The 19,794-nt window shown below is 42.5% G+C and carries 14 protein-coding genes; 10 read left to right on the forward strand and 4 right to left on the reverse strand.

Annotation, left to right across the window (positions count from 1 at the left end; all coding sequences use genetic code 11):
- Positions 1-208: 208 nt before the first annotated feature.
- Positions 209-1,369: a hypothetical protein gene (locus tag KPL72_RS15720; protein WP_219703622.1), complete on the reverse strand. Its 1,161-nt coding sequence runs from the start codon at positions 1,367-1,369 to the stop codon at positions 209-211.
- A gap of 114 nt (positions 1,370-1,483) precedes the next feature.
- On the opposite strand from KPL72_RS15720, the gene KPL72_RS15725 reads away from it, so the two are divergent.
- Positions 1,484-2,389, forward strand: a complete 906-nt coding sequence (locus tag KPL72_RS15725; protein WP_249422297.1) for an ankyrin repeat domain-containing protein — start codon at positions 1,484-1,486, stop codon at positions 2,387-2,389.
- Positions 2,390-2,472: 83 nt separating this feature from the next.
- Here KPL72_RS15725 and KPL72_RS15730 read toward each other — a convergent pair whose 3' ends face one another.
- Positions 2,473-3,348, reverse strand: coding sequence for an MYG1 family protein (locus tag KPL72_RS15730; protein WP_219703624.1), 876 nt, complete (start codon positions 3,346-3,348; stop codon positions 2,473-2,475).
- A gap of 555 nt (positions 3,349-3,903) precedes the next feature.
- Between KPL72_RS15730 and KPL72_RS15735 the strand changes: the two genes are divergently transcribed.
- A complete protein-coding gene (locus tag KPL72_RS15735) occupies positions 3,904-4,875 on the forward strand; it encodes a calcium/sodium antiporter (RefSeq protein ID WP_212915667.1) in 972 nt (323 codons plus the stop codon).
- A gap of 44 nt (positions 4,876-4,919) precedes the next feature.
- Positions 4,920-5,771, forward strand: a complete 852-nt coding sequence (locus tag KPL72_RS15740; protein WP_212915666.1) for a mechanosensitive ion channel family protein — start codon at positions 4,920-4,922, stop codon at positions 5,769-5,771.
- A 138-nt stretch (positions 5,772-5,909) separates the two neighbouring features.
- Here KPL72_RS15740 and KPL72_RS15745 read toward each other — a convergent pair whose 3' ends face one another.
- Positions 5,910-8,798: a ligand-binding sensor domain-containing diguanylate cyclase gene (locus KPL72_RS15745; protein WP_219703625.1), complete on the reverse strand. Its 2,889-nt coding sequence runs from the start codon at positions 8,796-8,798 to the stop codon at positions 5,910-5,912.
- 471 nt (positions 8,799-9,269) lie between these two features.
- Entirely contained in the window at positions 9,270-10,067 is a 798-nt protein-coding gene (locus tag KPL72_RS15750) for a M48 family metallopeptidase (protein WP_219703626.1), read from the reverse strand.
- A gap of 380 nt (positions 10,068-10,447) precedes the next feature.
- On the opposite strand from KPL72_RS15750, the gene KPL72_RS15755 reads away from it, so the two are divergent.
- The 7 genes from KPL72_RS15755 (at position 10,448) to dgcA (ending at position 19,708) form a co-directional block, all read left to right on the forward strand.
- Positions 10,448-12,652: a GGDEF domain-containing protein gene (locus KPL72_RS15755; RefSeq protein WP_219703627.1), complete on the forward strand. Its 2,205-nt coding sequence runs from the start codon at positions 10,448-10,450 to the stop codon at positions 12,650-12,652.
- Between the two features lie 262 nt (positions 12,653-12,914).
- On the forward strand, positions 12,915-13,604 hold the full coding sequence (locus tag KPL72_RS15760; RefSeq protein ID WP_212915662.1) for an AHH domain-containing protein: 690 nt from the start codon (positions 12,915-12,917) through the stop codon (positions 13,602-13,604).
- Between the two features lie 11 nt (positions 13,605-13,615).
- Complete coding sequence (locus KPL72_RS15765) at positions 13,616-14,209, forward strand: hypothetical protein (protein WP_219703628.1); 594 nt, start codon at positions 13,616-13,618, stop codon at positions 14,207-14,209.
- Between the two features lie 544 nt (positions 14,210-14,753).
- The gene (locus tag KPL72_RS15770) at positions 14,754-15,449 is read left to right on the forward strand and encodes a VC0807 family protein (RefSeq protein ID WP_212915660.1); all 696 of its coding nucleotides are present in this window, start codon (positions 14,754-14,756) and stop codon (positions 15,447-15,449) included.
- 506 nt (positions 15,450-15,955) lie between these two features.
- Positions 15,956-16,933, forward strand: coding sequence for a dipeptidase (locus KPL72_RS15775; RefSeq protein ID WP_072840475.1), 978 nt, complete (start codon positions 15,956-15,958; stop codon positions 16,931-16,933).
- Positions 16,934-17,000: 67 nt separating this feature from the next.
- Positions 17,001-17,546 (forward strand): DUF5943 domain-containing protein, encoded by a 546-nt coding sequence (locus KPL72_RS15780; RefSeq protein ID WP_212915656.1) that lies wholly within the window; start codon positions 17,001-17,003, stop codon positions 17,544-17,546.
- Between the two features lie 95 nt (positions 17,547-17,641).
- On the forward strand, positions 17,642-19,708 hold the full coding sequence (dgcA, locus tag KPL72_RS15785; RefSeq protein ID WP_219703629.1) for a dimethylglycine demethylation protein DgcA: 2,067 nt from the start codon (positions 17,642-17,644) through the stop codon (positions 19,706-19,708).
- Positions 19,709-19,794 lie beyond the last annotated feature (86 nt).

A 19,794-nucleotide genomic window follows, 5' to 3' on the forward strand; every position in this document is an offset into this window, starting at 1 on the left:
GGTTTTCAGTTGACTCTAAGGTCTTAGCAGACAAAAAAGCTGATGGATTTGTACAAAAGTGGGCCCATGTCAGTTTTGCAATTTTGGTAGTTAGATTGGCATGCGGCGGGATTTCTGGTCGTTTGCACGCATTGAACAAACTGATCACGACAGGCATCAGCATAGACACTTATCGAACACAGTAGAACACTGAAACCGAGTAAATATCTCACTGGTAAATCTCCGAAGCACAAGCACTGTAATAAGCGCTCTGTGCCGCTTCGAGATCATCTATCAAATTACAACTAGCGGCTTTAGCATAACGTTTCATGGCATTAGCGCAGGCTTGGCTATTGGTTTTAATTGGCGCATTAATTTTAGTACTGCTTGGCGAAGGGCAAGAGTCGCGATAAACAAAGTCGATGGAAAAGCTTTGCGTTTGCCCACTGCCGTTTGTTTGTCCACTAGATAGGCTGTTTTGACTAGCTGATGCTTGCTTCATTTGGGAATTGAGGCCATTCACCGTTGCTTGTAAATTATTCATTGAGGAGTCGTTAGAGTAGCTATCTTGAATAATGCTACTGATGATTTCCGTTTGCGAATTAATATCTAGCTCGCCTAAACCACCTGCTAGTGCCCCAACGCCCATCGCCATAGCTTTACCCCAATCAAACCCTGAGTCTTCTTCTTGCTGGGCAATAGCCGCTTCTATTTGGCGGTTTTGTTTTGTCAGTTTTTGTGCAGTCTCTTGGCTGGCTTTTTCTACCTCATTAAGAAGGCTCTTATAGCGTTTGATCACCACTACTTGTTGTTGCATAGCTTGAGGATCATCTGAGGCAAAATTTTTCGCGTTATTCCAGCTCTGGCAAATAGTTTTTGATTGATTGGTAAGAATTTGGTTGGCCTCATTGGCGGCACTGATGACATTTTTCTGAGTCAATCCCAATGAGCGAGCGTTAAAATCGTAGCAAGCATTAGATGAGCTTAATGAGCAAGAGCAATCGCTTCTAAGCTGATTGTTAAGGGAAACTAGCTCTTGCTTCGCGGTCATCAGCTGATGTTGCGACCTTCCTTGATAAATGTTTTCCAGAGAAAGCTCCCCTTGCTTTGTTGGGGTTTTATCCATCATAGCCCCTATGGAAATGCTTAACTCTGGTTTTGTTTCTGCTTTTGCTGCTTCTGTTTTAATAGCCTCTTCAAAAGCCGCGGTGGACGATGCTTGAGAACCATTAGCTTGAAAACCATTAGCTTGAGAGCCCCTAGAGCTACTTTCCTGATCTTCGTTCATTAGTGATTCAAGTGATAGGGCATTCGCCTTCACACCAAACAAAAATACGACGCTAACAAACGTTATCGATACAAAATAAATTAAGCGCTGGTTTATCTTCATTAGATTCTCTTCGCACAGCCCAATATGCTAGTTAAATACTATGGTATATAGCAAAAAATTGTATTATGGTCTTAACTATTTCTAAAGCTAAACTATAGTACAAGTAGAGACTTTATGAACATATCCTTTTCTAAAATCACAAAGCCCTGTGCATTAATACTTCTTCTGATCCTTACAGGATGTTCTTCACAACCCGCATTAATTTCTGCCACTAGGAATAATGATGTGGCAGAAGTAGAAAGCCTACTGAGTTATGGTTATAACCCAAATGTCCGTAACTATACTGAGAGCTATGACCATGGGCGCACTCCCGTTTACTACGCCGCAGAAGGCGGTTACAACTCTCTGGTAAAAAAACTGATTGCGGCTGGAGCAGATGTAAACCAAGCTTCAGATGAACAATGGACTCCTCTCTTAGTTGCCGTGCGATACAGTGGCAACCTTGAAACCATACGTATTTTGGTCGAAGCTGATGCAGATATCCATTTCACCAATAACTATGGCACAAACGCTTTAATGCTCGCTACTTATATGGGCAAGGCTGATATAGTGCAATATCTGCTCGGCCTGGGAATGGACCCTGAAATTAAAAACAATGATGGAAAAGATACTTACGGCTACGCCAAAGATAATAAAGACGTTTCCTCAGATATGATCCACCAATACAGAGAAGCCTATTTACTAAAGCAAAAAATGGCTGGAATTGAAAATCGCATAAAAGAAATTGAAGCTCGTGACGAAGGGCTCCCTGAGTCGCTAAAACACGACAAATACCTTATCGCTTATACCGATGCCTTAAAACAAGAAGAGTATTTAGATGCGGTTATATACGCCAATTTACTTGATAAGCTTAATACTCCAATGGAAGATGCGTTTTATTATTTCTGGGGAGAAGCTTTGCTAAAATTGGAAGATCCAGAGCAAGCTAAAAGTAAACTTAATGAATACCTAAAGCGTACAGGTTCTGGCGGAAAATACTATACACAAGCCTTAAGGCTGATCATTCAAGCGGAAGCTTAGCTCGCGACTAGCAGATATAATACCTACAGGAAAAACAAAAAAGACCGATGCTTCACTCATCGGTCTTTTTTCATTTCGAATTTCTAATAATCCAAGGCCATTTCTGCCATTTTCATGGTGTTTTCAAATGACGCGCAGCCTGCGATAAACAAGCCGTTATGGCAGAACATAGCATCGTCTAAACCGGTGACGTCTTGTAGTTCTTTGTCGGACAATCCGGCCCATGGCGCAGGAAGTTTTTTGCGATCTTCAAAGGAGCCAAGCTCGACTGGCACGGTTTGTATGCGCCATTGCCCTGTTTGCGAAGGGTAAACCATAAACAAGGCGTCTTGCGACAACCTAAGAACCGTAGTTTTCCATGGCGTGTATTGTTCTAACACGATGACTCTTGGGTCTTCGGCTTTTTCGATGGCATTGGCGACGATGGCTTTTGCATTTACGCCACCGCTTGCCGCGGCGATGAATCGAGTTAAGATGCGTGAAGCAAAGGCTACCGCTTCATCGAAACAAGCGTCAAAGTCGCTTTCTTCTTGCCATGTTGGGTTAAACATGGAGATGGTTTGGCTCAGGCTAATGCCTGTTTGTACGCCTTCTACGTGTCCGCAGTCTATGGCGTCGATGGTGGATACTAAATTTTTATCCAATGAGTTAGCGACTTCTTGGTTACCTGCACATATTTCTAGACCGTATTTTTGCCAAATTAAGCCAAAAGATGAGAATGGGATGCCGTTTTCTCGTGCGCCGGCGCCACCTTTTTGGTGGTGATCAAAACGGCCTTGTTCTGCGTCGTAAATACCGCCTACGTCTAGCACTATATCGGCTTTCGCCATGACGTTTAAGTCACGTGTGCGTATTATTTTTGCAGACGGAAAAAGGTGTTTAAGTGCCGCTACGGCAAATACGTCGTCTGCGTGAAAGTTGCCATTGTGCGTCGCGATTACTTGAACTTGTTCGGTCATTCTACAGTCTCTTTTATTGATATCATTTCACTTAACAGCACACACGTCACTTCACAGTACATACGTACTAAAGGTCGGCATTTTACGGGGTTTTAATGGTGGGTGACACCTTTCGTTTCAACTGTATCTAAGACAAGCTTGTGTAAAAGCCAATAAGAATAGTGTGGAATCACTGAATTTGTCGGGAAAGGGTAAAGATAGTCTAGGCGTTGTTTTGCTCGCTCTGCGCTTATTGTTAAGCTGAAAAAATAGGAATATGATTCCTAAAACCTTAGGGGAGTAGTCTCTCAGCTTTGTCTGAGATAACCGTCAACAGTCTCCGAACAGTCGTTCGTGGCGGTTATATCCAGTTTGTTTGGATTGACAAGACTTAAGGCAAGCGTTGTTCTCGGGGTGGAGGGCAATTCTTGTCTTCTGTCATTTCCACCCCGAGGGTAAGACTGTGTTTCCTATCATTGCTTTTCTAACTTTCGTGTTTTGTTTGTCGAGATCATTACGATTTCTGTCCACTGCTTTTTATACATCGCGTTTTTTCTTTATTCGTGAGGTGATGCTATGACGCTCGCTATTTTAGCCTTGTTAGGCGGTTTTGTTTTGTTGGTGTGGAGCGCGGATCGTTTTGTGGAAGGGGCGGCGGTTACGGCGAAATACGCAGGTATGCCGCCTTTATTGATCGGTATGGTGATTGTGGGGTTTGGAACCTCGGCACCTGAAATGGTGGTCTCTGCCATGGCGGCGTTGGACGGTAATCCTGATTTGGCATTGGGGAATGCGTTGGGTTCCAATATTGTGAATACAGGGCTGATTCTGGGTGTGACGGCTTTGATTGCGCCGATCATGGTGCAATCCAATATCGTCCGAAAAGAGCTGCCCTTGTTGTTGCTAATAGGTTTGTTATTTGGCTATTTTATTTGGGATGGATCGTTAACTCGTGTTGAAGCTGTGCTCTTGCTGGTCGGCTTTTTTGCCTTGATTGGTTGGAGTATCTTTTCTGCTATGAGAGGCAAAGGTGATGCGCTGGAAGGCGATATGGAGGAAGACCTAGTCGCACATTCTATGTCGATGAAAAAAGCCATTTTTTGGTTGGTTTTTGGACTGGTTCTTTTGATAATCAGTTCTCGTGTACTTGTATGGGGAGCTGTTAATATCGCTCACGCATTTGGTGTTAGTGATTTGATTATTGGCCTCACGATTGTCGCATTGGGAACCTCTTTACCAGAATTGGCAGCTTCTATTATTGCCGTTAGAAAAGGTGAGCATGATATTGCCATTGGCAATGTGGTTGGTTCTAACATGTTTAACATATTGGCCGTGATAGGGATTGCGGGAGTAATATCGCCAATGCAAAATTTGTCGGCCGATGTGCTGTCCCGTGATTGGTCGGTGATGATGGCAATGACGGTTGTTTTGTTGATGATGGCATATGGCTTTCGTCGAGCGGGTCGTATCAATCGCTATGAAGGTTTAGGCTTGTTGCTTGCTTTTGCTGCTTATAATGTCTGGTTGGTTTCATCAGTCATTGCATAATATGAAATTTTATTGATTAAGATAGAAACTAAGAAGAGAAGTATATGGAAGAGTTATTCGCTCAATTTTGGCAAAATCATTCAAATACCATTATTACGCTTGGATATAGAGTTGTATTGGCAATTGTTATATACACAGCCAGTTCATTTATAGCAAAGGCAGTACGTAAGGCCATTCTGAATACAAATTCTAAGCTTAATAAGCTGGATGCAACCTTGACTCCTATATTTTCAACCGTCGCCAGTTATGCTGTTTATGTTATCGGCGGTGTGTTCATTTTAGATATATTTGGTGTCAACACGGCCAGTCTTATTGCTTTGGTTGGTGCGGCAGGTTTGGCTGTTGGCTTAGCTCTGAAAGACACGCTAAGTAACATTGCTGCGGGGATTATGTTGCTGATATTACGGCCTTTTCGAGCCGGCGACTTTATTGAGTTTGGTTCAACACAAGGTACGGTAAAAGAAATCAATTTATTTACCTGCGTGTTTGAAACGGTTGATGGCTTATATATTGCTTCACCTAATAGTGTTTTGTGGGGCGATAATATTAAGAACTTTACTCGTAATGGAAAGAGACGAATGGATATTATTGTCGGAATATCTTATTCGGATTCGATTGATGTCGGTTTGTCTGTATTGCGAAAAATCATTGAAAGCGAATCTCGATTGTTGTCTGATCCCGTTCCTCAGACAATGGTGGTTTCTATGTTGGACAGTTCGGTAAATATTCAGCTTAGGGCGTGGGCAAAAAACGATGACTATTGGCCAACTTACTGGGATTTAAATAAGCGAGTGAAAGAGTCGATTGAAGCGGCTGGCTTGACGATTCCGTTCCCACAACGAACCTTGCATGTGGTTAGTGAGCAGGGTGCACAGGCTTTGAAAGAGAAGCTATAAAGGCTTTTGATCTAAGTAACTGAAAGCAAGATAAAGTCTAAATTTACTGGTTTAGCCGCCTCTGGAATAGCATTATTCAGGGCGGCTAAGCATTATTTTGGCTTTTGTTTTGTTTTCTATTTTATTCGTTGAGCGTGCTTATTGCCAAATTTCAACTCGGTTACGGCCTTGTTCTTTGGCTTTGTATAAAGCTTGGTCGGCAAGTCGAAGTAGATCAGAATAATTTTCAACTTGATGAGAAAACGCCACGCCCATACTGACTGTCATGGTTAAATCGGCCGCTATGTCACTATAGTCGTAGGTTTCAATACAGTGACGTATATTTTCGCAATAAGCCGCCACATCAGTATCATCCATGCCTTTGATCATCAGTGTAAACTCTTCACCACCCCAGCGAGCAGCATGTACTTTATTATCGACAAGCTGCTGAAGCTGATTGGCGAGCGCTTTTATTGCTTTATCTCCGATCAGGTGCGAGTAGTGGTCATTGATTTTTTTGAAGTGATCAATGTCCATAATAACCAAGGCGAGTGTGACCTTCTTATGTTTGGCCTGAATAAATTTATCGCTAAGCCATTTGTCAAAAGCACGTCGATTTGGTAGCCCTGTCAATTTATCCTCGTTAGCTTGGCGTTTAAAATCTTCTGATTGTTGGCGTAAAGCATAGGTTTGTTTTTCGACTAAGGCCTTTAGTTTTAATTCGCTCTTTTGCAATCGATGTATGCGCCATTTTATGCTGCCAGCTAAAAAGATTAATACTAAGAATGCTAAGCTTATTTGTACCTCTAATCGTTGCCAGAAGTGAGGTAAAATAGTGAACTCATAAACCTGATCTGCATTATTCCAATCACTATAAGGGTAGCGTGCGCTGACAAGGAATTGGTATTTACCTGGTGCTAAATTGGTGTACTCGGCAATAGTGTTCTTGCCTCTTGAGGCCCAGTTCTCTTCAAAACCGACTAGCCTTGTTCTATATTCAATACGGGATGACATAATATATCCCAAGCCCGCATAGTTAAATGCTACCCGATTGGTACCGGGGGGTAATATGTTTTCTTGATTGGCTGACAGCTCGACGCCATCCGCTATTATGGATTCTATAGAAATCGGTAAACGCGTCGTATTTTTCTGCGAGATAGACGAACTGTCTATCATGGCAACGCCTTTCGCGGTGGCAAACCATAGTTTGCCATTATCCATGGCCACAGCAGCGGGGTTAGATCCACCATTAGCTTGAGCGCTTGCTAAACCATCGCTTTCAGAGAAGTGTTCAAATGCTATTTTGCTTTGACGGCCATCAGCCACAGCATGAGCTGCATGGTAATCTATTCGCCAAATACCGCGATTACTGGTCAGCCAGAGGCCATTGGTACCGTCGTAAACGACTTGGAATAGCTTGTCAATCGGCAATCCTGAGCGCCGACCCACTAAGCCCAATTGATCATTTTGCTGGTTATAACGAATTAAACCGCGATCTGTGGCAATCCACACATAACCTGCTTCTATCCAGAAGCCAAAGGCATATTCAGCATCTTCAAGATCGTGAATTGGAACAATTTCAAAACCGCTCGCTGTTAATTTGGCAACGCCAATAGCTGTTCCTACCCAAAGCTGACCTCGATCATCTTCCGCTAAGGCCATAATATAATTATCAGGCAAGCCATTATTACGAGTGAAAATAGTTTGTTGTCCTGAAGTGTCCTGTTTAACAAGGCCGTTCGTGGTGCCAATCCATAAATTACCGCGACTGTCTTCCAAGATGGATCTCACTTCATCACTGGGTAATCCATTATTATGATCAAATTGAGGCGATAGCTGTTGGTCTTTCCACAGCATGAGACCTTTGAGATAAGTACCCACCCAAATACCGCCATCGTGGCGCTTGGCAAAACTAAGAACAGAAATAGGATTGTTATTATTCGTTTGGGCATTCTGGGCAATATTATTGCTTATCAGACTAAGCCCTTCACTTGAACCCACCAAAACGGACTTATTATCAATGTTGATAACGCTGCGAACATAATCGCCGACGAGCCTGCGTTTTTTTGTCCAAGTGGTAAAAGGGGCTTTGCGAAGTCGCATCAAACCGCCATTGGTGCCAATCCAAACGCTGCCTTCAAAATCCTGTAATATCGACAACACCCGATTATTTGGCAAACCTGACTCTGTGTTTAGTCTTTCAATTTGATGGTTACTTACTCTTATCACGCCATTTTTAATCGTGCCTAACCACAGGTTGTATTCATCGTCTTCCATTAAGGTGGTAATGGCTTCGCCAGCCAAACTTGGGTGCAATAATGTGGCTCGTTGATCATCTATGACATAAGCACCTCTTTCTGTTGCTACCAACATTTTTCCATCGTGTGTTTCTAGCATGGAATAAATATGTAGTCCGGGAAGGTTGTATTGCGCTAATACCTCTAGTTTGTTTTGCCCATTAACCTGAAATAAACCTTTGTTTGTTGCTGCCCAAACTCGACCTTTACTGTCTTCAAGCAATCGATATGCACTAATATTCTGTAATGCCCAAGCTTCTTCTGTAACACCTTCTGCATTACTTGGCTTTGCTCGATGAAACACACCCAAGCCTTCAACAGCTATCCAAAGGTCACCAGAACTGTCTTTGATTAAGTGGTTAACCATACTGGGAGCGGCAAAGTGAGGTTGCCAATTATCGCCATGACGATAGGTGATTCCGCCTCGAACACCAGCAATCCATAAACCATTATTAGCGTCAGACACTAGCGTGCGAATACCTGAGTCAAGAATCCCTTTTTCGGTTGAGCGCTCATAAAAACGGAAATCGCGACCATTGTAACGGGCAACACCTTCCCATGTGGCGAACCATAAATAGCCATCAGAAGTCTGCGCTATGGCATTAATACTGTTGTGTGGCAGGCCTTCGTGAGTAGACCAATTGTCTTTGAAATAATCTGAAAGAGGGATAGATGTGTTTGCATGAGCTAAATTAAAAGCGCATAGCAGCACAACCCCAATTATCACTTGTGACGAATGGATAAGCGTCATATTTCCCTCATACTTATACAGATTAGTAACATCGAGTTTGGCTGTGCTTTTCGATAAAGACGGTTCTTAAATCGTGATATATATTTCTTAGATCTAGGTTTTCTATATTTTTTATTGCTTCTTAATATGAAACGAATACTAAAAGTGGATAGTAAAAACATTATTAAATTAGCCGGATACTACCACAAAGAATTTTAATGAAATGTTTCCAAATGTTACTGAAATGCCGACTTCAGCCTAGAAAATTGTGAAATTTAGGTCTAATTCACAAATGATGACAGAGTTTCGAGAGTGATTTTTACCATCTATAAATTCTGCTTATAGTTTATGCCTGAATTTAGATAGCAAAAAGGGGGCGTTAAAATATTGTTGTAACGTGACGGTAGGAAAAGTAGAACGAGATATTTGTGAATAAGAAAGTAAAAGACAGGTTTTAATAGCTAACCTGTCTTTACTGTCAGGATTAAAATATCAGTAGCACTTAGCGCCTTTATTTTGCGCGATTAAAGCTTCATAAACTGGAAGGTTTTTTGGCAAATTTGCTTGTAAGTTTTTAATACGATTAGAATTTGATGGGTGAGTCGACAACAACTCAGGTGTTTTGCTTTCACCACCAGCACTCATATTGCGCCATAGTTGAACACTTTCTCGTGGGTCAAAGCCCGCTTTTGCCATGTATTCTAAGCCCAATAAATCAGCCTCAGACTCATGGGAACGACTGAAAGGCAAAATAATACCGACTTGAGCACCAAGCCCCAATGCTTGGAAAATCGCGATTTTCTCCGGCGATTCCTCACCACTCAACTGATAACCTAATGACAAAGCCTGGCTCGTCGCTAACTGAGTCGAAACTCGTTCGTTACCGTGTCGTGCAATCACGTGCGCCAACTCGTGACCAACCACTGCGGCTAATTGGGATTGATTATCTGCCACAGTCAATAAGCCAGTGTAAACGCCCACCTTATAACCTGGTAGAGCAAAGGCATTAACCTGTTCATCATTAAACAACACCACTTCCCATTCTTGGTTATGGTATTTATCTGGCAATACCGCAATCAGAGTATCCGCCACACACTGTACTTGTTTGCGTAACTTTGCATCCGAAGATGCAGGTGTTTCTTTCTTCATCTCAGTAAAAGACTGAACGCCCATCTCATTCATCTGACTATCCGGCAACACAGCAAACTGCTTACGACCTGTCGGCGAAGAGCTACAACCCACCATCACAACCAACGCCGCAGCTAGCGCTGCCTTAAAAGAAACTTTCATAAACCCCATCGTAAAACCGCCTTGAAAACTGCATGGACTATTGGATATAGCCACTATTATAGAGAAGGGTTTTCGTTAGAAGCAAATGGAGATCAGCGAGTTTGTTAGAGGTTTTGTCAGAGCTATGACAAATATTAGTCAACATCATGTAGGATCAAACATTGTTGCTCTGAAGCCTTTATAAATCGTTCTACTATTTTATTCACACCTTGTCCTAAAAAAATGTAAACGATTCTTTACAATTCCAATATCTATCTTGAGTTAGGATATTAAATGCTCTAGGTGCAGAGCATATCTTTTAATGCAAGGAAAGCGACTAAAGTATTGAGATGCATATGATGCATTTCGCTCCCTTAATATAAGCTTTGGTTGAGAATATCTTGAAGCAATTGCAGACTGCATATTTTTATTTTATTTCGTTGTTTTTTGCTACCGCATTCTTATGTTTGTCGGCAAACGTATTTGCGCAGGATGTGAATTTAGATGACGGTTGGGAATATGCGTGGGGAGACTCTACGTTTAACCCTGACGGTGTTCCCTTATGGACTCAACAAGATAATTTAGCAGATTGGCAACCCATTGCTTTTCCAGCCAATCCCCCCGCTCGTGGTGAACACCATAATGTTTGGTTTCGTATAAGGCTTCCGCAACATGTTTACAGAGATCCTGTATTTTTTGCGTCCAGTATCGATTTATTGGCTGAAGTATATTTGGATGGTGAGCTTATTTATAAGCATGGTCAGTTAGATCAAAATGGCATGGGGCCATTTGCTGGTTGGCCTTGGCACATGATTACTCTGCCTGAGGATTTTGCGGGAAAAGCACTCTATTTTCGGGTGTATTCAGATTATATCAGTATTGGTTTTTGGGGAGAGCGAAAACTCACTGAGCGAGTTGATGCTCTCACACAAATTATTGAAGAATCTCTGCAAGGTTTTATTGTCGCTGGCGTGACAATTTTTATTGCTTTGATGGCGGCCATTTTTGCCATGTTAAAAGGTCAGCGTCGCCAATTTCTGAATGTATGTCTCTTTTCCCTTGCGGCAGCGGGTTTAGTATTGGGAGACATCCCTGCCATGAAGCTTATCTGGGATCAACCCTTACTGTGGAACTATATTGGTGCGTATGCGTATTTTTTATTGCCGATTCCGATGTTTATGTTGTTGGCTGAGTGGTTATCAGATGCCGGTTTAGAGGTTCGTCATTTTCAGTGGTTATGGCGCGCTCATGTTGTATTTTTGTTGTTAGCGGCAATTGGAAGTGTGTTTGGGCTCCTTCATCTTACCCAGCTTTATCCTGCATTTGATGGCATGTTTATCGTGACGTCACTCTTGTTAGTCGTCTCTGTGCTATTGGTGTTTAACCGTGTTCGTCTCGAGCAAAAATTACTCATCCTAGCTTACTTTGGTTTTTGCGCTGTCATGATGCTTGATATGGCGGTTGCACATAATTGGATCTCGTGGAGTTCTGTTCCTGTTTCTAGTGGTGCGCTGCTATTTTCTATCGCGATTATTGGCTTATCTTTTAACCACTATCTGTCGACTCAGCGCCGATTGGCGAAGCTGAATATTTCATTAGAGTCTAAAGTCATTGAGCGTACCGAGCAGCTTAGTATCATGGTAAAGCAAGAGGCACTTCGCGCTAATGGGCTGTTATTTCAACAGGAAAAGAATGAAATTGTCAGTGATGTCATCGTTGAGCTGGAAAGCTGTCATACACTAGAAATGGGAATTGAAAAGATAGCCAATAACATTGAAGCGCTTTGCATGCCTTTTTCTGGTGTATTTAGCATAGCGAGTACCGATGGGTGGCAAAAGGTCCATAGCTGGGGGCAGGGAATTAACGCTCCTCTCCCTGATAATACCGCGCTGATTAAGCTTAAGTTTAATAACGAGCAGGGCGTTTTTCCATTTAGATTCGTTAATCAGCAAGGTTCTGTTCGTTATGTTGCGATGCTGCAAGTTCAGGCAACAGAAGTGCTCAATGGTTATCCCATTGCGCACTTTATGAAACTGCTAAAGCGAGCCATAGAAAAAATAAACATTACCTTAGCGAATATAGCCTTACGCGAGGAACTACAACGTTTTTCCTATGAAGACGAGCTCACAGGGTTAAAAAACCGACGCTTTTTCTCTGAAGTCATGGAATGTGAAATTGCAGCGGCAGAACGAAATCAAGAAGCGTTATCCCTACTGATTTGTGATATCGATTACTTTAAAACCTTCAACGACACCTATGGTCACCCTGCGGGTGATGAAGCACTAAAAACCCTTGCCAGCCTACTGAGTCACTTTTTCCATGAAGGCGATATTGTTTGTCGTTTAGGAGGTGAAGAGTTTGTCGTTGTTATGCCAAGAGTCAGAAGTGAAGACTGCCTACGTAAAGCCGAGCAACTGAGGGCCGCTGTTGAAAAAACGCAAATAGAGTATGAAGGGAATTTGCTCGAAAATATCACCATATCCATTGGTATCTCAAGCTGGCCAGAACAAACTACAGATCCGCGACAATTATTCCAACAAACAGACTCTGCCTTGTACCAAGCCAAAGAGAGCGGCCGCAACTGTATTCGGATAACGGAAAAGTAGTTCAATAACATCATGACCTGCGAAACCAGATAGGCTGCCAAGCAATTGGCGGCCTTTTTCGTTATTGATTTAAAAGACTTAAGTTGTATCATTTGACAAAAGTTACGCGTGCAAGAATGGAAGTGGCAACTTAACATTGGTGAGTTGAAGCGAAAGGGCTAGCGGGTAAACGACTATCTTGTGTCATATTATGGAGTCGCGCTAAAATGCATTCTAGTAATGTTGTATCCAGTTTACAGTGCAGATATAAAAGGAGCTTATTTTGCAGCCATTAGCTATTTATCCACAACCTGATCGGCCTTCCAATCCCACACCTCTAGAAATGGCTATTTATAACTATGAGTTAAAAGCCAAAGCTTTTTATGATAGAAAAGCAAAACTGCGAGGTTCAAAAGACTCAGAAATAATTGATAGATTAAATCAAGACTATAATCACCTCGAAAAAGAGCGCAAGAGGTTAGAGTCGATTACCGTGATACAAGAATCTTTAGACGCGTATAGAGCTGCTAACGAATTATCAGATGAAGAAACTTTACTCAAAGAAAATCACCATCCAACCAATAAACTTGCTAGGTTTTTGACTGCGGTAGGGGAACCTAAGCCGACAGTTAAGCATGAGGCTCATCATATAATTCCTGGAAAAGGTCGTTTTGTAGCAATGCCTTTGCTTAGAGCCCGCTTGCAATTACATACACATGGAATAGGTATCAATGATCCTATGAATGGAGTGTGGTTATATGGTACCGAAAAAGGTAAGGATTTTGATTGGGCAACGGCGGATACCGTTTCTCATCGACGTCTTCATAGGCATAACTATGAGTTGTGGATTTCGGATACGTTAAGAGCCCAAGTAAATAAAACCCAATTTGTGAATTTGTTGAGACAAGTTAAATTAAAGATTAAAATGGGAACAATGCCACAAAATGTAATGATGCCAAAAAATAAGGCTTAGGATGGTGAGTTTTGATTTATGTTCCAAGGAATTATGAAAACACATGTGATGTAATTGATTTTGATTATTTTGAGGTTGTGGAAAAAATTAAGACGAAAATGAGCGATAATGTCAATCCATTACACTATTTGATGGATATGCATCATGAAAATAATACTTTAACTGAATTTTGGCCTGAGACGATATGTTTTAAATATTTACGAGACGCTAAGGAAGCTAACGTTGATATTAATATTCTGGCTGGTCTGATTTTTTTAAGTGAAAAAGCACATGATACGTTATTTAAGTTGCTTTCTTCGTATGGCGAGTTTTTGAAAATTAATGTTGAAGGAGACTTGAAATACCTTTTCAACCCTCTTGTTTTTGGTAAAGAAGATCTGGTTTTAAGTGAAAGAGACTATTTTGATGGGCTTCCCGTTGGCTATAAGAGTATAGTTTTTAAAAGTGACGATGTAGATAAAAAAGTTATTTTTAAGAGTAAGCTAGGTGGTGCAGAGTTTTATTGTAATGATGACTTTGTTGATGCCTACAATACCTATTGTTTGACTGGTATCAATTTTACACCTCTCGTTGATTTTACCTATAAAGATTTCATTGGTGCTTGAGTGATATAAATGAAATATAAATAAGTTCAATCATGAAGCAAACGAGTAGTGCTTTTAAGCTATGCATGAAAATGCAAACTTTTACTGAAAAATTGATTTAGATTTATTTTTAACTAGTTGCTAAGGAAAAGCTCGTTCGACGCAATCCTTAGTGCGGGACCCTATGGAGTTTCAGAGTCAGTTAAAAATCCCCTTCCTAAAAGCATCAAAATCAATCCATGCCTTACGGTTTAAATCGTCTTGCTAAAGGTTGCGTAAACACAGCAAATGAGACGTTTGGGCGATAGCCCGATAAAAGATTTTTTGCTTTTCTTTTAAGGTGGCGTTTTGCATCGTTTGGCAAAAGTTACACGCCCAGCCTTTGCTGAATTAAATAGTGGAGTAAAGGTCAGGAATATAAAGCATTCGAATGGAGCCAAAAAAAGATGAAATCCACAAATCCTCTGGCACTTCTATCAAAAAACACTGTCTACTCACCACAGTGCGCATTTTTCCTTTATGATAGTCGCCATTAGCATTTGAATTAAACTTGGAACCAGAAATTATGAGTAACACTCCCGAACACAAACCGCGTCCTATGATAGACCTTATTGTTAGTGTCATCTTGCCGTCGTTAATTTTAATGAAGTTGAGTGGTGAAGATAAGCTAGGTACGACCGGTGGTTTGCTTGCGGCGCTGGCGTTTCCTCTTGGTTGGGGGATTTACGAGTTAATTAAGTATCGCAAGTTTAACTTCATCGCCTTGTTAGGTTTGGTGAGCGTGTTGCTGACGGGCAGCATTGGCCTGTTTGAATTGGATAATAAATGGTTAGCGATAAAAGAAGCTGCTATTCCCGCTGTCATCGGGATTGGCGTTTTGGTATCGACTTTTACGCCTTACCCTTTGGTGCGAGCCATGTTCTTCAATGCGGCGATCATGGATGTGGATACCATCAAGCAAAAACTAGAAGAGAACAACAGCACAGAAATGTTTGAAAAACGCCTCATGAAAGCTACATATTTTATCGCCGGCTCTTTTGCTTTTTCTGCGACGATGAATTATGTCTTGGCGAAATGGATCGTCACCAGCCCAGCGGGAACCGAAGCCTTTAATGAAGAACTAGGGCAAATGACGTTATACAGCTATCCAATGATCGCCATTCCTTCTATGATCATGTTAATGGCTATTTTTTATTACCTATGGCGCAGCATCCAAAAAGCCACAGGATTGAAGCTAGAAGAATTAATCGTTAAGAAATAGCACTGTCTTCACGCCTGGGGTCAAAGCCCTTTTTGACCCCTTGGTCTCTTAGTCTACGTTGTCGGGCTAAAGCCGCGACCTACAAAACCCACTACAAACCAATCACTTGTAGGTCGGCATTTATGCCGACAAAAAATTTTAACACAACAAATTACGTCTTGTCGGGCTGTGGTCAAAAAGGGATTCGTCCCCTTAGTATTTCGAGCATCCGGTCAATAAAAGCTCAAACGATCAAAAGAGCTTAACCCCATCCTCCGCCTTCCCCTTGAAAAAAAGGGGAAGGCGGAATAAATGCCATGAATACAAAGCGTTTGAGCGGGGACTGAGTTTCTTGTCGCCCTGAAGGACGACTTACAAAAATGGTTTTAAAGCGACTATGCCACTAAGTCGCTTTTAGTCTACCTCTAGTCGTTTCCAGCCACCTCCTGCCTGTAGCTAAAAATTACACTGAGTTCATTGATAGTCACTCCTTTAAAAAGCCCATATTTGATAGGTAAGGAAGAGCAATGAACGCAGCAGAGCTACACGATAAGTCTATTATTATTGACGGTTTGATTTGTGCGAAGTGGAATCGCGAGTTATTCGAAGACATGGCCAAGGGGAAGCTGACGGCGGCGAATTGTACTGTGTCGTTTTGGGAAAACTTCGAGGGCACGGTTCGCAATGTGGTTGAGATGAACCAGTTGATCGAAGCCAACAGTGATTTGCTTACCAAGGTTTACACGACGAAAGACATTCATCGCGCTAAAGCCGAAGGCAAAACAGGTGTGATGATGGGCTTTCAAAATGCCCATGCGTTTGAAGATCAAATCGGTTATGTGCAGATTTTTAAAGACCTTGGCGTGGGCATTGTGCAGATGTGCTACAACACGCAAAACTTGGTTGGTACAGGTTGTTACGAGCGTGACGGTGGTTTGTCGGGTTACGGTCGTGAGATTGTGGCGGAGATGAATCGTGTTGGTATGTTGTGTGATTTGTCTCATGTTGGACCAAATACCGCGAAAGAAGTCATCATCGAATCGAAGAAGCCTGTGGCGTATTCCCATTGTTTGCCAGCGGGTTTAAAAGAACATCCACGCAACCGCACTGACGAAGAGCTTAAGTTCATTGCCGACAACGGTGGTTTTGTCGGTGTCACCATGTTCGCGCCTTTCTTAAAAGCCGGTATTAACGCGACCATAGACGATTACGTGGAAGCCATTCAATACATTTATAACATTGTTGGTGAAGACGCGATTGGCATCGGCACTGACTTTACTCAAGGTCACGGTTACGACTTCTTCGAATACCTAACCCACGACAAAGGTTATGCCCGCCGTTTGACGCGCTTTGGCGAGATCATTAATCCACTTGGTATGCGCACCGTTGGCGACTTCCCGAATTTAACCGAAGCCTTGTTGAAACATGGTTTTAGTGAGCGTCAGGTGGTGAAGATTATGGGTGAGAATTGGGTGAACCTTTTGCAGGAAGTCTGGGGAGAATAGTCAATCGACTAGGCTCGTAATGCTTTGCAGGATTTGATTTTAACGAAAAGAATTTAAGGAATTGAACATGTCTACACATGCGCCAGAAATGCCGATAGTTGTTGATGATGAGACGGGCGTTTGGACGACGGATGCGCTGCCTATGCTGTATGTGCCGCGTCACTTCTTTGTTAATAACCACATGGGAATAGAAGACGAAATCGGTGCCGAGCGTTATGCCGAGATCCTATATAAAGCGGGTTATAAGTCGGCGTATTTTTGGTGTGAGCAAGAGTCTGAATGCCATGGTATTTATGGCGAGGAGATTTGGCACCATTATTTGAAACGCCTATCGCAGCGCGGTTGGGGCTTTTTTATTACTGAAGAGTTGGACATCGAGAAAGGCACGGCAAAAGTGCGTTTGGAAAACTCGGCCTTTGTTTATCACTACGAAAAAATCCACGGTAAGAAAGTTAACCGCAAGGTGGATTATATGTTTACGGGTTGGTTTGCTGGTGCGTTGGATCAGATCCTAGAAAGCAAGGGTTTGACGACCCGCACTAAAGCGATTCAAACCCAGAGCGCAGCCGAAGAAGGTTGTGATGTAGGTTATTTCCAAGTTTCTCCACTTTAGTTTTTTAATCAGAGCTTAAATGTATGAGGTCACCACGGGCAGGTGATGACCACAACAGTAAAAGTTAAACGTCGTTTCCAAGAAGGCAGGATGTTATGTCCCAGTATGATGCGTTGTTCGAGCCACTCAATATTAATAAATTAACTATCCGCAATCGTATCGTTAGTACGGCTCACGCAGAGGTATATGCGACTGATGGCGGCATGACAACAGACCGTTACGTGAAATATTACGAAGAAAAAGCCAAAGGTGGCTGTGGTCTTTGTATTTGTGGTGGCTCTAGTGTGGTGTCTATTGACAGTCCACAAAGTTGGTGGAGTTCGGTCAATCTTTCGACAGATCGCATTATTCCTCATTTCCAAAATCTTGCTGATGCGGTTCATAAGCATGGTGGCAAGATCATGATCCAGATCTCTCACATGGGACGTCGTTCTCGTTGGGACGGTGAAAACTGGCCTAACCTAATGTCGCCTTCTGGTATTCGTGAGCCAGTTCACCGTGCGACTTGTAAAACGATTGAAGTAGAGGAAATGTGGCGCGTTATTGGTGATTTCGCTCAAGCGGCGCGTCGTGCGAAAGAAGGTGGCTTGGATGGTGTTGAGCTGTCTGCGGTTCACCAACATATGATCGACCAGTTCTGGTCACCACGCGTAAACAAGCGTACCGACGAATGGGGTGGTACGTTTGAAGGCCGTATGAAATTTGGTATGGAAGTGCTCAAAGCCGTTCGTGCCGAAGTAGGACCTGATTTTGTTGTGGGTATGCGTATCACAGGTGATGAGTTCCATCCTGATGGCTTAGGCCACGAAGAAATGAAGAAAATTGCTCAATATTACGATGCGACTGGCATGGTGGATTATTTTGGTGTAGTTGGTTCTGGTTGTGATACTCACAATACTTTGGCTAACGTTATTCCAAACATGAGCTATCCGCCTGAGCCATTCTTGTATCTGGCTGCTGGTATCAAAGAAGTGGTTAAAGTGCCGGTTATTCATGCACAAAACATCAAAGATCCAAACCAAGCGAAACGTATTATTGAAGCGGGTTATGTAGATTTTGTCGGCATGACACGAGCGCATATTGCTGATCCGCACTTTATTGCCAAAATTAAGATGGATCAAGTTGACCAAATTCGTCAGTGTGTTGGTGCAAATTATTGTATCGACCGCCAGTACCAAGGTTTGGACGTGTTGTGTATTCAGAACGCGGCGACATCGCGCGAATACATGGGCTTGCCACATATTATTGAGAAAACCACAGGCGTTATTCGTAACGTGCTAGTTGTCGGTGGTGGTCCTGGTGGATTAGAGGCGGCTCGTGTCGCAGCGGAGCGCGGTCATAAAGTGACCTTGCTTGAGAAAGCTGAGGAGCTAGGTGGGCAGTTAGTATTTGCTGCTAAAGCGCCTCAACGTGATCAAATTGCGGGTATTACTCGTTGGTTGGTTATGGAAGTAGAACGCTTGGGTGTGGACGTACGTTTAAATACTGCAGCGGATGAGGCGATGGTTAAAGAGCTGAATCCAGATGTGTGTATTTTGGCTACCGGTGGTCGACCATTTATTGATCAGAATGAGCATTGGGGTGCGGCGGAAGGTTTGGTTGTTTCTTCTTGGGATATTCTGAGCGGCGCCGTTGAGCCAGGTAAAAATGTTTTGGTTTACGATACGATCTGTGAATTCTCTGGTATGTCTGCAGCGGACTACTTGGCTTCTAAAGGCTCTTTAGTGGAATTGGTAACAGACGATATAAAACCAGGTGTAGGTGTAGGTGGTACAACATTCCCAACTTACTATCGTTCTTTATACGAGCGAGAAGTCATTATGACGTCAGATATGCTGCTTGATAAAGTGTATCGTGAAGGAAACAGTTTAGTAGCCGTGCTTGAGAATGAATATACCGCGCAAAAAGAAGAGCGTGTTATAGACCAGGTCGTGATTGAAAACGGTACTCGTCCAAATGAGGAACTGTATTACGCTTTGAAAGCCAGCTCACGTAATAAAGGTCAAATTGATAACGAAGCCTTATTTGATATTAAGCCTCAGCCAGTACTGGATGGTGGTTCAGGTGAAGGTATGATCTTGTGGCGTTTGGGAGACTGTGTGTCTCAGCGTAACGTCCATGCGGCTATGTACGATGCACTTCGTCTTTGTAAAGACTTGTAGGGGAGCGATTACTGCGCTCGTAAATGCTGAGTTAAAATGAACTCGAAATGCTCATTTATCATTACAAACTGTGCTTTCGTGTTCAT

Origin of the sequence: Marinomonas lutimaris, from assembly GCF_019426345.1 — a bacterium.
Taxonomy (GTDB): domain Bacteria; phylum Pseudomonadota; class Gammaproteobacteria; order Pseudomonadales; family Marinomonadaceae; genus Marinomonas; species Marinomonas lutimaris.